Annotated in this window: 14 protein-coding genes; 8 read left to right on the top strand and 6 right to left on the bottom strand. The window is 60.7% G+C overall.

Translation table 11 applies throughout. The annotated features are described in order from the left end of the window. The first annotated feature begins 3 nt into the window (after nt 1-3). The 5 genes from CX511_RS14830 to CX511_RS14810 all read left to right on the top strand — a co-directional run bounded on the left by CX511_RS14830 (nt 4) and on the right by CX511_RS14810 (nt 5209). The gene (locus tag CX511_RS14830) at nt 4-705 is read left to right on the top strand and encodes an NAD(P)H-dependent oxidoreductase (protein ID WP_045185945.1); all 702 of its coding nucleotides are present in this window, start codon (nt 4-6) and stop codon (nt 703-705) included. A 230-nt stretch (nt 706-935) separates the two neighbouring features. Then, on the top strand, nt 936-2039 hold the full coding sequence (locus CX511_RS14825) for a polyamine ABC transporter substrate-binding protein (protein WP_101292265.1): 1104 nt from the start codon (nt 936-938) through the stop codon (nt 2037-2039). Nucleotides 2040-2083: 44 nt separating this feature from the next. Next, nucleotides 2084-3502, top strand: coding sequence for an aminotransferase (locus tag CX511_RS14820; RefSeq protein ID WP_101292292.1), 1419 nt, complete (start codon nt 2084-2086; stop codon nt 3500-3502). A 58-nt stretch (nt 3503-3560) separates the two neighbouring features. Then, nucleotides 3561-4388, top strand: coding sequence for a helix-turn-helix transcriptional regulator (locus CX511_RS14815; protein ID WP_101292266.1), 828 nt, complete (start codon nt 3561-3563; stop codon nt 4386-4388). Between the two features lie 62 nt (nt 4389-4450). Next, nucleotides 4451-5209, top strand: coding sequence for a phytanoyl-CoA dioxygenase family protein (locus CX511_RS14810; RefSeq protein WP_101292267.1), 759 nt, complete (start codon nt 4451-4453; stop codon nt 5207-5209). Between the two features lies 1 nt (nt 5210). On the opposite strand, the gene CX511_RS14805 is transcribed toward CX511_RS14810, so the two are convergent. Both CX511_RS14805 and CX511_RS14800 read right to left on the bottom strand, forming a co-directional pair. Continuing rightward, complete coding sequence (locus CX511_RS14805; protein ID WP_101292268.1) at nt 5211-6107, bottom strand: universal stress protein; 897 nt, start codon at nt 6105-6107, stop codon at nt 5211-5213. A gap of 105 nt (nt 6108-6212) precedes the next feature. Continuing rightward, nucleotides 6213-7607, bottom strand: coding sequence for an aldehyde dehydrogenase family protein (locus CX511_RS14800; protein WP_045185955.1), 1395 nt, complete (start codon nt 7605-7607; stop codon nt 6213-6215). 102 nt (nt 7608-7709) lie between these two features. On the opposite strand from CX511_RS14800, the gene ptrR reads away from it, so the two are divergent. The 3 genes from ptrR to CX511_RS14785 all read left to right on the top strand — a co-directional run bounded on the left by ptrR (nt 7710) and on the right by CX511_RS14785 (nt 10002). Then, nucleotides 7710-8594 carry a putrescine utilization regulator PtrR gene (ptrR, locus tag CX511_RS14795; protein ID WP_045185957.1) on the top strand — a complete coding sequence of 295 codons (885 nt, stop codon included), beginning with the start codon at nt 7710-7712 and terminating at the stop codon, nt 8592-8594. Nucleotides 8595-8685: 91 nt separating this feature from the next. After that, on the top strand, nt 8686-9039 hold the full coding sequence (locus tag CX511_RS14790; RefSeq protein ID WP_045185958.1) for a DUF3302 domain-containing protein: 354 nt from the start codon (nt 8686-8688) through the stop codon (nt 9037-9039). 3 nt (nt 9040-9042) lie between these two features. Continuing rightward, entirely contained in the window at nt 9043-10002 is a 960-nt protein-coding gene (locus tag CX511_RS14785; protein ID WP_045185960.1) for an HlyD family secretion protein, read from the top strand. A gap of 196 nt (nt 10003-10198) precedes the next feature. Here CX511_RS14785 and CX511_RS14780 read toward each other — a convergent pair whose 3' ends face one another. From CX511_RS14780 to CX511_RS14765, 4 genes are read right to left on the bottom strand one after another with little or no spacing between them, the layout of a single operon-like run. After that, entirely contained in the window at nt 10199-10750 is a 552-nt protein-coding gene (locus CX511_RS14780; protein WP_045185962.1) for a PqiC family protein, read from the bottom strand. Between the two features lie 16 nt (nt 10751-10766). Further along, nucleotides 10767-12419: a PqiB family protein gene (locus tag CX511_RS14775; RefSeq protein WP_045185964.1), complete on the bottom strand. Its 1653-nt coding sequence runs from the start codon at nt 12417-12419 to the stop codon at nt 10767-10769. Then, nucleotides 12400-13044 carry a paraquat-inducible protein A gene (locus CX511_RS14770; RefSeq protein WP_045185966.1) on the bottom strand — a complete coding sequence of 215 codons (645 nt, stop codon included), beginning with the start codon at nt 13042-13044 and terminating at the stop codon, nt 12400-12402. The genes CX511_RS14775 and CX511_RS14770 overlap by 20 nt, the downstream gene beginning before the upstream one ends. Then, the gene (locus CX511_RS14765) at nt 13041-13640 is read right to left on the bottom strand and encodes a paraquat-inducible protein A (protein ID WP_045185968.1); all 600 of its coding nucleotides are present in this window, start codon (nt 13638-13640) and stop codon (nt 13041-13043) included. The genes CX511_RS14770 and CX511_RS14765 overlap by 4 nt, the downstream gene beginning before the upstream one ends. Between the last annotated feature and the right edge of the window lie 84 nt (nt 13641-13724).

Raw genomic sequence — 13724 nt, 5'->3', positions numbered from 1 at the left:
TTGATGAACGTACTGATCGTCCATGCTCACCCCGAACCGCAATCCTTCACCGCTGCCCTGCGTGACCAGGCGGTGGAAACCTTCCGCGCCCAGGGCCATCAGGTGCAGGTCAGCGACCTGTATGCGATGAACTGGAACCCGGTGGCCAGTGCCGAAGACTTCAGCTCCCGGGAAAACCCCGAGTACCTGGTCTATGCCCTTGAGCAACGCCTGGGGGTCAAGAGTGGTTCCATCGCCGCGGATATCCAGCAGGAGCTGGATAAGCTGATGTGGGCTGACCTGGTAGTGCTGAATTTCCCGATTTTCTGGTTCTCCGTGCCGGCCATGCTCAAAGGCTGGATTGACCGGGTGCTGGTGTCGGGCGTGTGCTACGGCGGCAAACGTTTTTACGACCAGGGTGGTTTGGCGGGTAAAAAGGCGCTGGTCACCGTCACCCTTGGTGGCCGCGAGCACATGTTTGGCGAAGGTGCGATCCATGGCCCACTGCAAGACATGCTGCGGCCGATTCTGCGTGGCACCCTGGCGTACGTCGGTTTTGAGGTGCTGGAGCCCTTTGTGGCTTGGCATGTGCCGTATATCAGTGATGAGGCGCGCAAGGATTTCCTGCAGAGCTATCAGCAGCGTCTGGCGCACCTCTCGGACGATCAGCCGCTGCCGTTTCCGCGCTTGTCGCAGTTCGATGAGGCGTTGTATCCGCTAGTGTGACCGTCCGATCGTAGCCGCTGCCGTCAGGCTGCGATCGGCTGCAAAGCAGTCGTAATCCAGTCACCGTGATGTGCCTGAATGACGGCCGTTTCACGTCCGATCGCAGCCTGGCGGCAGCGGCTACAGTTAGCCGTCGGCGGGTACACCCATTCGGGTTATGGTCACCCTCGCGCAATCCATCGATAGTAACCCCATCGGCTCATCCCGAGCAGTCACACCACGGAGTTGCTATGCGCAAGGCACTGAAGGTGATGTGCAGTCTGTTGCTGGCGTCCACCGCCACGGCCACCCTGGCCGCCGACGTGGACCCCAGCAACACACTCAGGTTGTACAACTGGACCGACTACATCGGCGAAACCACCCTCGCCGATTTTGAAAAAGCCACCGGCATCAAGGTGATCTACGACACCTTTGATGGCTACGAAACCGTACAGACCAAACTGCTCACTGGCCGCTCGGGCTATGACCTGGTCATGCTCAACGCCTCCCTGGTGCCACCGCTGATCAAGGCCGGGGTGTTCCAGCCGCTGGACAAGCAGCAACTGCCCAGCTGGCACAATCTCGACCCTCAGGTAGTGCAGAACCTGCAAGACTACGACCCCGGCCTCAAGTATTCAGCACCCTACACCTGGGGCAGCTCCGGGGTGACCTACAACGTCGAGAAGATCAAGGCACGTATGCCCGATGCGCCGATCGGTTCGTTGGCAATGCTCTTCGATCCGAAGATTGTCTCGCGCTTCGCCGATTGCGGTGTGACCTTGATGGACGCACCTACCGAGGTGATCCCGCTGGCCCTCAAATACCTCGGCAAAGACCCGCGCAGCGCGGCGCCCGCCGACCTCAAGGCCGCCGAAAAGCTGTTGTTGGACATTCGCCCCTACATCAAGAAATTCGACTCGGTGAACTACCTCACCAGCCTGCCCAACGGCGATGTGTGCATGGCCCTGACCTGGTCCGGCGACTACGCCACTGCCCAGGCCCGCGCCGAGGAGGCGAACAAAGACATACAGCTGGCGTTCTTCATCCCCAAGGAAGGCTCGCTGATCTGGTTCGATAACCTTTACCTGCCCAAGGATGCGCCGCATAGCGCTAATGCTCACCGCTTCATTGAGTTCCTGCTGCAGCCGCAGACCATGGCCCAGGTGACCAATTACATCCACTACGCCAACAGCAACGCGGCAGCCACCGGACTGGTACAGGCAGACATCCGCGCCAACCCGGCGATCTATCCCGATGACCTTACCCGTGAGCGCCTGTTCGCGCAGAAAACCCAGGATGCGCGCGACATGCGCGCTATCACCCGGGTTTGGAATACGGTCAAGACCGGTTTTTGAATAACGCCAATTACCTCTCAATTTCCATCGCCAAGGACCTGACCATGGCTACGCCAAACAACGCATTCGCAACCCCATTTGCCCACGATCCCCTGATGGAAGCCGACAAGGCCCACTACATGCACGGCTACCACATGTTTGACGAGCACCGGGAACAGGGCACGTTGAACATTGTTGCCGGGGAGGGCGCTTATATTCGTGACACCGAGGGTAACCGTTTCCTCGATGCGGTCGGTGGCATGTGGTGCACCAACATTGGCCTTGGCCGCGAAGAAATGGCCCTGGCCATCGCCGACCAGGTGCGCAAGCTGGCGTATTCCAACCCGTTCTCGGACATGGCCAACACCGTCGCCATCGAGCTGTGCGAGAAACTCGCCAAGCTGGCACCGGGTGATCTGGACCATGTGTTCCTCACCACTGGCGGCTCGACTGCAGTGGATACTGCCTATCGCCTGATTCAGTACTACCAGAACTGCCGGGGCAAGCCGCACAAGAAACATGTGATTGCCCGCTACAACGCCTATCACGGCTCCACCACCCTGACCATGTCGATTGGCAACAAGGCCGCCGACCGCGTGCCGGAGTTCGATTACGCCCATGAGTTGATCCATCACGTGTCCAATCCCAACCTGTATCGTGCCCCGGATGACATGGATGAAGCCGAGTTTCTCGATTTTCTGGTGGCCGAGTTCGAGGATAAGATCCTCTCGCTGGGCGCTGACACGGTCGCCGCCTTCTTTGCCGAGCCGATCATGGGCTCAGGCGGCGTGATCATCCCGCCCAAGGACTACTTCCTGCGCATGTGGCAGGTGTGCCAGACCTACGACATTCTCTTCGTGGCCGACGAGGTGGTGACCTCGTTTGGCCGCCTGGGCACCTTCTTCGCCAGTGAAGAACTGTTTGGCGTGCAACCGGACATCATCACCACCGCCAAGGGCTTGACCTCGGCCTACCTGCCGCTGGGCGCCTGTATCTTTTCCGACAGGATCTGGAAGGTGATCGCCGAGCCGGGCAAGGGCCGGTGTTTCACCCACGGCTTCACCTACAGCGGCCACCCGGTCTGCTGCACCGCGGCGCTGAAGAACATCGAGATCATCGAGCGGGAAAACCTGCTGGACCACGTCAAGGATGTCGGTGGCTATCTGGAGCAACGTCTGCAAAGCCTGCGCGACCTGCCACTGGTTGGCGATGTGCGCTGCATGAAACTGATGGCCTGTGTCGAATTCGTCGCCGACAAACGCAGCAAGGCGCTGTTCGCCGACGCGGTGAACATTGGCGAGCGCATCCACCGGCGCGCCCAGGCCAAGGGGTTGCTGGTGCGTCCGATCATGCACCTGAACGTGATGTCACCGCCGTTGATCATCACCCATGCCCAGGTGGACGAGATCGTTGAAACCCTGCGCCAGTGCATTGTCGAGACCGCCAATGAGCTGCGTAAAGAAGGCCTGTACAGTGGCGGCTAACGGTAAGCGCCTACCTCGTTTGCCCCCGGCTCATGTTCCTGCTGATAGACTGCGGAGCATGAGCCATACCTCCCTTGATACCCCGATCTGCCTGTCCCTGGGCGCTCTGCAGCAATGGCATGCCGCGCTGCAGAATGCCTGTGCCCATAGTGAAACAGCGGAGGGCCTTGAGTACTTGGCCGCGGCGATCAGCCAGTTGGTGGCGGTCGAGTCGATGATGATCAGCCTCGAATGCCAGGGGCAGGCGCCACAGTTGTTGTATCAGCAGGGCATTCCCGAGCAGCATCGCGACGCCATCCTGAACCGCTACTTCGCCGCGGGCTATCTGCTCGACCCTTTCTGTCTGGCGGTGGAAAGCGGTCTGGCCGAGGGTTTTTACCACCTGGAAGACATCGCTCCGGATCACTTTTTCGACAGCGACTACTACAAGGCCTACTACCTGGGCACTGGTTGCAGCGAAGACAGCTACTTCATTGCCGATGTCGGTGAAGCGCGCAAGCTCTCCCTGAGCCTGTTCCAGGGCTGCAGCGGTTCGCGACTGGGCACCGAGCAGGTGAACCTGTTGCGTGCTGTTGAACCGATGGTCCGCGAGCTGCTGGTGCGATTCGCCCGGCATGGCCTGATTCCAACCACCGCGGAGGGCGGGGATAGCAGCATCCAGGCGGCGTTTGACAGTTTTGGCTGCCAACTGCTGACCGACCGCGAGCGCGAAGTCGCGCACATGATCTTGCGCGGGCACTCGGCCAAGTCCACCGCCAGCGAACTGGGGATTTCTCCCGAGACGGTGCGCATGCACCGGAAAAACCTCTACCTCAAGCTTGAGATTAACTCGCAATCGGAGTTGTTCGCCTGCTTTATCGACTGGCTGCGCCGCGCGTCAGGCTAGGTGTCCGTGTAGGTCAAGCGCAGGATAATAGAGACGCTTGCGCGGATAACGGGAGTGCTGGCATGGACGAACATTCATTGCTTGGCCTGGGCTTGAGTGCTTTGCACCGTGACGGCTACTTGCTGCTCCCCGGCGTGCTTGAGGCGCGCCAGGTCGACCAGTTGCAGGCGGCAATCAGCGCACTGACGCCGATGCATTGGGATTACAACGGCCTACTGGAGCAGTACAAGTGTGTGTTCAATCGCGACCCTTTGTGGCTGACCTACCTGGACCTGCCGGGCGTTATCGAGCTGGCCGAGGCGGCGCTGGGTGAGGATTGTCACCTCATCGGCCAGACCGCCTGGCGCAGCCATCCCGGTTATCAGGGCATGCCGTTGCACCTGGATTACCTGGTCATGGCGCTGCCGCCAGCGCTGTTGGCCGATCCCGCGTTTGAGTTGCCCATGCAGATCTGCACCGTGCAGTTTTATCTGGATGACATCGACGCTGAACTGTCCCCAACCCGCGTGTTGCCAGGTAGCCATCGGGCAGGGCGCAAGCCGGCGCCCAGGGAGCAGCAGTGGCAGGGCCAGCAGGTGCAGAGCATCCTTTGCCGCGCAGGAGATGCGCTGATGTTTCGCAGCGAGCTGTGGCATGGCGGCAGTGACAACCGCAGTGCTGACCGCAGCCGCTCAATGCTGCAGGTGCACTATGGCCGACGCATGGTCGCGCAGAAGTTTTCGCCTTACCTGCACTGGCACTTCAATCCGGCCGTGCTCGCTGCGGCGACGCCACGTCAGCGGCGTTTACTGGGCGAGCACGCCGAAGCCGAATATGACTGACTCAAGCCTGGGCCTTGACCGCCAGCACATTGCACAGAGTGTGATCGAGCAAATGTTCAGTGGTACTGCCGGTCAATCGTTCGAGCAGCTTGCGTGGATGATTGCCCATCACCAGCACGTCGGTGCGGCTGTGGGCAACGAAGTCGGCAATACTGCGGGTGATCGGCGCTGAGAGAAAATGCTGACGCTCCACCGGCACCGCGTGACGCGCCGCCATTTGTTCGAAAACCTTGTGAATCGATTTGCGCACATCACTGCCAAAGCCCGGGACCGTCACGGTGCCGGCCCCGAAGTCGGCCATATGGGTGTGGGCACTGTCGCAGACATGCAACAGATGCAATTCGGCATTGCACTGGCGTGCCAGCTCACTGGCAGCCTGGATCACGGTTTCGTTGAGGTCGTTGTGCGGGTGCTCGGGGTGGGTCGGATCGACGGCCGCCACAACCACGCGTGGTAGGGGGCAGTGCACGGCGGTTACCAGGTGTATCGGGCACGAGCATTCGCGTAGCAGTTGCCAATCCAGTGGCGTGAACAACAGGCGTTTGTAAGCGGCTTCGTGTTGCACGTCCTTGATCAGCAGGTCCGGGTCGATTTCCTTGACCTGGTTCAAGGCCGCACCGAGCACATCGCGGGTGAGGATGACGTCGGTACTGACGCGGATGCCGTTCTCGTGGAACAAGGTGGCTTCGTCGGCCAGCCATTGGCGGCTGTCCTGTTCGCGGGTCTGGTTCAGGTGTTCATCGCCACTGATCAGGCCGAGGGTGTCGAGCTCCTCGACAAGGGCACAGATATGCAGGGTGGCACCGGTAGCGTGGGCCAGGGCGGCGGCACGCTCCATTGCCGGGGTGTGGCGCATATCGGCGCCGACCATCAGGAACAGGCGTTGGTACGGGCTCATGGTGCACCTCCGGTCGCGTTGCATTGCCAGGCCCCGAGCTTGAGTTTAGCCCATTACCTGCAACGCCCCCGGAAGCTGCACCCACAGCCGCTCAGTGGTGGTCACTCAGCCGCGACGGTCCAGCCAGACGGTCTGCGCGTTGCAGAACTCGCGGACACCGAAGTGTGAGAGCTCGCGGCCAAAACCACTCTTTTTCACCCCACCGAAGGTCACACGGGGATCGGAGGCGCAGTAGCCGTTGATGAACACGCCGCCGGTGTCCAGCGCTTCGGTGAGCTGGGCTGCCAGTTCCAGGTTCTGGGTGTAGATCGTCGAAGCCAGGCCGAACTCGCTGTCGTTGGCCAGTTCCAGGGCATGACGGGCGTCACGGGCGGTGATGATCGAGGCCACCGGGCCAAACAGTTCCTGGCGGAACGAGGTCATCTGGTCGGTAACGTCGGCCAGTACCGTCGGCGCGTAGAAGTTGCCCGCACCCTCGACCTTATGGCCGCCCAGGAGCAGGGTAGCGCCTTCCGCGAGGGTGGCTTGCACCTGCTCATCGAGCTCGTCGCGCAGGTCGAAGCGGGCCATTGGGCCAAGGTAGGTCTGTTCCGACAAAGGGTCACCCATGACCAATTGGCGAGTAGCTTCGACGAACTTCGCGGTGAAGGCTTCAACCACCCCTTGTTCGACGATCAGGCGCTTGGCTGCGGCGCAGACCTGGCCGGTGTTGGCGTAACGGCCAATGACTGCCGCTCTGACCGCTTCGTCGAGGTTGGCGTCGTTGAGGACGATGAAGGGGTCGGAACCGCCCAGCTCCAGTACGCATTTTTTCAGGGCAGCACCGGCTTGAGCACCAATGGCCATCCCCGCGCGGACACTGCCGGTCAGGGTCACGGCAGCGATGCGCGGGTCCTTGATGGCCTGGGAGACGCCGTCGGCGGTGACGTTGATGACTTCGAACACACCTTCAGGTACACCGGCTTGCTTGAGCACATCGCGCATCAGGTAGGCGCTGCCCATGACGTTCGGTGCGTGTTTGAGCACGTAGGTGTTGCCGGCAATCAGCGCTGGCACCGCGCCACGCAGGACCTGCCAGACCGGGAAGTTCCACGGCATTACCGCCAGGATTGGGCCCAGCGGACGGTATTCGATGCGCGCCTTGCCGTTTTCAACCAGGGTTGACTCGGCGTTGAGCATGGCGGGGCCTTGGGCCGCATACCACTCGCACAGCTGGGCGCATTTCTCCACTTCGCCACGGGCCTGAGCCAGCGGTTTGCCCATTTCCAGGGTAATCATCTGCGCCATGTCCGCGGCGTTTGCGCGGATCGCGCTGGCCAGGGTGAGGATCAGTTGGGCACGTTCAGCCACGGGCGTACGGCGCCATTGGCCGAAGCCGGCCGCAGCTCGGGTCAGTGCCGCATCAAGGTCGGCGTCGCACTGGTAAGGGTAGTGGCCGATAGCTTCGCCGTTGGCGGGGTTGATCGACACGGCATGGGTTTGGCTGGAGAACGCGGTCATGGCACTGGCCTGCAGGAGAGAAGAGTGGGGCCAGAGTAGAGGGCTGTGCAGGTTGTGGAAACTGAATAATAATGAGTCTTTCATTCACGATTGGAGAATGACGTGGACCTGGTTCAACTGGAAATCTTCAAGGCCGTGGCCGAGCACGGCAGCATCAGTGTCGCCGCTCAACACATTCACCGGGTACCGTCGAACCTGACCACGCGGATCAAACAGCTGGAAACCGATCTTGGCGTCGAATTGTTCATCCGCGAAAAGAGCCGTTTGCGTTTGTCGCCAGCGGGCTGGAACTTCCTGGACTACACCCGGCGCATCCTTGCCCTGGTCGAAGAGGCGCGGATGACGGTGGCCGGTGAGGAGCCCCAGGGGCCGTTTGCCCTGGGCTCACTGGAAAGCACCGCAGCGGTACGCATCCCGGCTTTGCTTGCTGCCTATAACCAGCAGTACAGCAAGGTCGAACTGGACCTTTCCACGGGGCCGTCCGGGGCGATGATCGAAGGCGTGCTGGCCGGGCGCCTGGTGGCAGCCTTCGTCGATGGGCCCGTGTTGCACCCGACCCTGGACGGGGTGCCGGTGTTCGAGGAAGAGATGGTGCTGATCGCACCGCTGAACCATGGGCCGGTCAACCGTGCTCAGGATGTCAATGGCGAGAACATCTATGCTTTTCGTGCCAACTGCTCGTATCGCCATCATTTCGAACGCTGGTTCAGCACCGATGCGGCGGTGCCGGGCAAGATTTACGAAATGGAGTCCTACCACGGCATGCTCGCTTGTGTAAGCGCCGGTGCGGGTCTGGCGTTGATGCCTCGGAGTATGTTGCAGAGCATGCCGGGCTGCGCCACGGTCAGCGTCTGGCCACTGTGCGAAGACTTTCGTTACCTGCACACCTGGCTGGTGTGGCGGCGCGGCACCGTGTCGCAGAGCCTGTCGAGTTTCGTCCAGTTGCTTGAAGCGCGTAGCCAGGACAACGCCCTAAAACAGGCTTGAAAAAATGTTGATTTCAATCAGAGGGTAAGGTGCTATTCATTAGCTAGACTGTTTCCATCGCCCCCCACGTCTTGGGCGAGCCGGAGCCACCATGCTTGATTATTTTGCATTAGGGTTGTTGATTTTCGTCGGTCTGGTGATGTTCTACGGCATCATCGTGCTTCACGACATTCCTTACGAAATTGCTGTTCATCGCAACCATCCGCACCAGGATGCTATCCATGCCACCGGCTGGGTGAGTTTGTTCACCCTGCATGCGCTGTGGCCGTTCCTGTGGATCTGGGCAATGCTCTACCGCGAGGATCGCGGCTGGGGGATTGGCAGCCACACGCCCGTAACCGAATTGCAGCGCGAGGTACAAGCCTTGCAGGAGCGGGTGGCGCAGCTTGAGGCGCAAAAGGCCAAGCCCAACGATTCCCGGATTGATTCGGGCGGGGGGATTTAAGCCATGGACCTGTTACTGATCCTGACCTATGCCGCGATCTGTGTAGCGATCTTCAAGATTTTTCGCATCCCCTTGAACAAATGGACAGTGCCCACGGCCGTGCTCGGTGGCGTGCTGATCATCGGCGCACTGATTTTCACCATGAACTACAACCACCCGTATTCGGAGGTGGCGCGTTCGTACTTCGTGTCGGTGCCGGTGATTCCGGTAGTCACCGGTAAGGTGATCGAGGTGCCGGTACAGGGTAACCAGCCGTTGAAAGAGGGCGATGTGCTGTTTCGTATCGACCCTGCGCCGTTCGAGTACCGGCTCAAGTCCCTCAAGGCCCAGCAACTGGCGGCCAAGGGTGATCTGTACCGGATCAATGAGTTGATCAAGCGTAACTTCGGCACGCGCCGTGAGCAGGAAGCGGCTTTGTCGCGGGTCGATGATCTGCAGGCGCAGATCGATAATGCGCAGTTTGAGCTGGATAACACCGTTGTTCGCGCGCCGAGCCGGGGGTACGTCACCCATGTGTCGTTGCGTCGGGGGATGATGGCCACGCGGCTGCCGTTGCGGCCGTCGATGGTGTTTATTCCCGATGAGGGCCAGTATTTTGCGGCCTGGATGCGTCAGAACAGTCTGTTGCGCTTGACGGCGGGGGATGAGGCTGAGGTGGCCTTTGACGGGATTCCCGGTCGGGTGTTCAAGGGGCGGGTGAAGAATGTGATTGCGGTGATTGCCGAAGGTCAGGTGCAGCCGTCAGGCACGTTGATCGGCTATACCGGGTCGCCCCCCGCGGGGCGGGTGCCGGTGATTATCGAAATTACTGATCCGGAGTTTGCCAAGTACAGCGCGCAGATGCCCGGTGGGGCTTATGGGCAGGCGGCGCTCTATAGTCAGCACTTTCATCATATCGCGATGATGCGCAAGATCCTTTTGCGGATGGCGGCTTGGATGAACTACATCTTCCCGTTCCATTGATCGCGTGCTGTTTTGTGGCGGGGGCAACAGTCTGACTGGCCCCCGTAGCCGCTGCCGTGAGGCTGCGATCGGGCGTGAAACGGCCGCAACACCTGACCACCGTAAGCTGTCAGGTCCAACGAGGTGCCCGCGTTGCGACTGCGCTGCAGTCGATCGCAGCCTCGTGCCTCGGCAGCGGCTACAGCCCCTCAAAGCGTCAGTGCAGCGACGGGCAGCGACTGGCGCCACTGCTGGCGGCCTGGCTGACCAGCTCGGTGAAGCGTTTGAGGTTCTGTTGATGGGCCACCACCAGTTCCTCGATGGTGGCACCGGCCGGGGTCTGGATCACGCTGCGGCAGTTGAGGGCATTTATGTCGGTCCCCGTGGCGGCACGCAGGCGCCAGCGGGCGTCAAACAACGCGTATTGGCCGGGTAGCGAATCAAAGCGCTGCACATCCACACGCAAGTTCAGGCGCGGTTGGGAATTATTGCTGGCGAACTGGTTGTTGAGGGCATTTTGCAGCTCGTCGGCCAGGCTTGCGCCCCACCATTCGGTTTCTAGAATCGCCAGGCTGCTGTTGCTCTGGCGAATCACCATCTGTGGCCGGTCGACCTGCGGCGGGACGCTGATCATCTCCAACTGTACGTCGACTTTACTGACCGGCACCGGCTGCTGCGGGAGCAGGGTGTGATAGTGGATCGGATCGCTGCGGCAAGCTGCCAGCAGCAAGCTCAGGCCCAGTAGTGCGAATTTGCTGACGTGCGCCATGCTCAAGCTCCTGCGGTCAATTGCGCGACGGTTTCAAGGTGTCAGCCGGGGCATCCTTAGGCCTGCCTCGCAGCAGGGATTCCGGATTGCGTCCCAGGTAATCGGCCAGTTCACGCAAGGAGCGTGACATGCGTCCCAGTTCGTCCAGGGTCTGGGTCAACTGCTCGCGCTGTGGCGAGTCGTCGGCCAGGGTCGCGTTGGCGGATTGCAGGGTCTTGCTGACGTTCTGCAAGGTGCCCTGCACCCCAGGCAGGGTACGGGTGTTGAACTGCTGCAAGCCTTTGTGCAGCTCCACCAGGTTGGCATCGAGGTTGTTGGCGATGCGTTCGATCGGCAGGCGGTTGAGGCGGTCGACCATGATCTCGAATTTCTCCTGCAGTTGCTCCAGGCTGCCTGGGACGGTGGGAATCGTGATCGGGCGGGCCGTTGGATCGAAGATCACCTTGGGCGCTTTGGGGTCGAAGTCCAGGGCAATGTAAAGCTGCCCGGTCAGCAAGTTGCCGCTGCGCGCCTGGGCGCGCAGGCCATTCTCGACGAAGGTGCCGAGCAAGCGGGCGGCAGCCTGTTCATCGTCCGGGTCATGTTTGAGCGCTTTGAGCAGCTTGGTGTGGGCTCGGCCCAGGCGTTGCGGGTAAATGACGATGCCGACGTTGACCGGAAAGGTGCGCTTTTCGGCGTCGAAATCCAGGTTGACCGACACCACTTTGCCGATTTCCACGCCCAGGAACTCTACCGGCGCATCGACTTTCAGGCCACGCAGTGACTCATCGAAACGCAAGGCCAGGTACTGTGCCTTGCCGTGAGGTGGGGCCAGGGCGACTTGCTCATTCTCGAACAATTCGAACATTTGGTTTTCGCTGGCGACCTGGTCCTCAGGGTTGAACGGCGGCGCACGGAACGCGATGCCGCCGACCAGCAGCGCAGACAACGACTCTGTGCGCAGGGCGAAGCCATTGGCGCCGGCCTCGAAATCGATGCCACTGGCATTCCAGAAACGGGTGTTGTTGGTCACGTAGGCGTCATTGGGCGATTGCACGAACACTTCGACATCGACCGCTTTGCCATCTTTGGTCAACTCATAGGACACCACCTGGCCGACGGGGATCTTGCGGTAATACACCGGCGAGCCTACGCCCAGCGAACCCAGGTCGCTGGTGCGCAGCATAAAGCGCTTGCCGGGTTCGTCGTAGGTGATCGGCGGCGGCATCTCAAGGCCGGTAAAGGTTTTTACACGGCGATCTGCCTGGCCTGCGTCGGCACCGATGAAGTCGCCCGACAGCAAGGTGTCGATGCCGGATACACCGCCGGCGCCGATGCGTGGGCGCACCACCCAGAAGGTCGAATCCTCACGGGTGAAGTTCTCCGCCTGCTTGTGCAGTTTCACCGTAGCGGTGACATGCTTCTGGTCGTCGCTCAGCTCCACGGTGCTGACCTGGCCGATCACTACGTTGCGGTATTTGACCTCAGTCTTGTTAGCGGTCAAACCTTCACCGGTCTTGAAGGTGATCTGAATGGTCGGGCCTTGCTGCAGCCAGTCGTGCACCACCAGGGAAATACCCACCAGCACGGCGATAATCGGAACGATCCATACCAGCGAAACGCTGAAGCGTCCGGTCTTGACGGTCTTGGGGGCGGGCACTGGCGGTTCTTCAGTGGCTGCTGACTTCATCCAACTGCTCCTTGGGTTCGGGGCTTTCCCAGATCATTCGAGGGTCAAAGCTCATGGCAGCGAGCATGGTGAATACCACCACCAGGCCGAAAAACAGAATGCCCGGACGCGGTTCGATGTCGCCCAGCGCCTGAAACTTGACCAGTGCTGCGACCAACGCCACAACGATAACGTCAAGCATCGACCAGTAACCGATCAGTTCAACGAAACGAAAGAGCTTGGAACGTTCCCTCTGTGCCCAGCTGCTGCCGCGCTGTGACGTGACCAGCAGCAAGCCCAGGGCAACGAATTTGGTTGCCGGTACAGCGATGCTGGCGATGAAAATGATCAAGGCAATATCCCAGGCCCCGTGGGCCCAGAACTCGATCACCCCACTCATGATGGTGCTGTCATCACCGCTGCCGAGCATTTTGGTGTTCATCACCGGCAGCAAGTTGGCGGGTATATAGAACACCAGCGCTGCAACCAGGTAGGCCCAGGTGCGGGTCAGCGAGTTGGGTTTGCGCGCATGCACGGGCGCGCCACAGCGTGGGCACTCATGCGCCGCCTGGCTGGCATCGCAGGCCAGGCCACAGGCATGGCACAACACCAGGTTGAGTTCGCTGGCTGTTGGTGGGCGGCTCATGGCAGGGTGTCCCACAGTTCGCGAATATCACGCCCGGCCACGCGAATGATCAACAGGCTCAAGGCCGCCAGTGCCAGCAGGCCAATGCCGGGCAGCACATCAAGCAGGCCGGCCAGTTTGAACACCGCGACCATCGCGCCGAGCAGGCAGACTTCAAGCATGCTCCAGGGACGCAAGGTTTCCAGCCAACGCATGCACACTTTAAAGCCCGGCGAACGCTGGCCGGCGAGGGCAAACCCCAGTACCCAAAGCAGCAGCAACAGCTGGAACATCGGTGCAATGATGATGGAGATCGCCGCCACCAGGGCGATAAAGGTAATCGGGCCGTTGGCCAGGGCCCGCACCGAATCCCACAGCGTGGCACTGTTGGAGAAACCCTTCAGGCTGATGCTCATCACCGGGTAAAAATTGGCCAGCACCCACAACACGCCTGCGGTGACGCTCAGCGCCAGGCGCTGTTGCAAGTTGAGGCCGTTGTAGCGCTGCAATACCGCGCCACAGCGCAGGCACAAGGCTTTTTGATGTTTGACGAGGGGAACCTTGTGGTACACGCAATCGCAATGTTCGCAGATGATCAGCTGCTCGCTTTCCAGCATGGTGCGTACTCAAGCGGCCGGGGGACTAGGTCAATATAGTCGGCGTGTGAGGAAGTTCGCGGATTTTTCCGCGTTCGGCAGGCT

Source organism: Pseudomonas sp. S06B 330, assembly GCF_002845275.2.
GTDB lineage: Bacteria > Pseudomonadota > Gammaproteobacteria > Pseudomonadales > Pseudomonadaceae > Aquipseudomonas.
Note: the sequence above shows the minus strand (reverse complement) of the source record. Positions and strands in the feature narration are given on the sequence as shown.

What these genes read in the sequence shown, in the direction of transcription:
- CX511_RS14830 (WP_045185945.1), top strand. Translation starts at nt 4, where the DNA reads ATGAACGTACTGATCGTCCATGCTCACCCCGAACCGCAATCCTTCACC.
- CX511_RS14825 (WP_101292265.1), top strand. Translation starts at nt 936, where the DNA reads ATGCGCAAGGCACTGAAGGTGATGTGCAGTCTGTTGCTGGCGTCCACC.
- CX511_RS14820 (WP_101292292.1), top strand. Translation starts at nt 2,084, where the DNA reads ATGGCTACGCCAAACAACGCATTCGCAACCCCATTTGCCCACGATCCC.
- CX511_RS14815 (WP_101292266.1), top strand. Translation starts at nt 3,561, where the DNA reads ATGAGCCATACCTCCCTTGATACCCCGATCTGCCTGTCCCTGGGCGCT.
- CX511_RS14810 (WP_101292267.1), top strand. Translation starts at nt 4,451, where the DNA reads ATGGACGAACATTCATTGCTTGGCCTGGGCTTGAGTGCTTTGCACCGT.
- CX511_RS14805 (WP_101292268.1), bottom strand. Translation starts at nt 6,107, where the DNA reads ATGAGCCCGTACCAACGCCTGTTCCTGATGGTCGGCGCCGATATGCGC.
- CX511_RS14800 (WP_045185955.1), bottom strand. Translation starts at nt 7,607, where the DNA reads ATGACCGCGTTCTCCAGCCAAACCCATGCCGTGTCGATCAACCCCGCC.
- CX511_RS14790 (WP_045185958.1), top strand. Translation starts at nt 8,686, where the DNA reads ATGCTTGATTATTTTGCATTAGGGTTGTTGATTTTCGTCGGTCTGGTG.
- CX511_RS14785 (WP_045185960.1), top strand. Translation starts at nt 9,043, where the DNA reads ATGGACCTGTTACTGATCCTGACCTATGCCGCGATCTGTGTAGCGATC.
- CX511_RS14780 (WP_045185962.1), bottom strand. Translation starts at nt 10,750, where the DNA reads ATGGCGCACGTCAGCAAATTCGCACTACTGGGCCTGAGCTTGCTGCTG.
- CX511_RS14775 (WP_045185964.1), bottom strand. Translation starts at nt 12,419, where the DNA reads ATGAAGTCAGCAGCCACTGAAGAACCGCCAGTGCCCGCCCCCAAGACC.
- CX511_RS14770 (WP_045185966.1), bottom strand. Translation starts at nt 13,044, where the DNA reads ATGAGCCGCCCACCAACAGCCAGCGAACTCAACCTGGTGTTGTGCCAT.
- CX511_RS14765 (WP_045185968.1), bottom strand. Translation starts at nt 13,640, where the DNA reads ATGCTGGAAAGCGAGCAGCTGATCATCTGCGAACATTGCGATTGCGTG.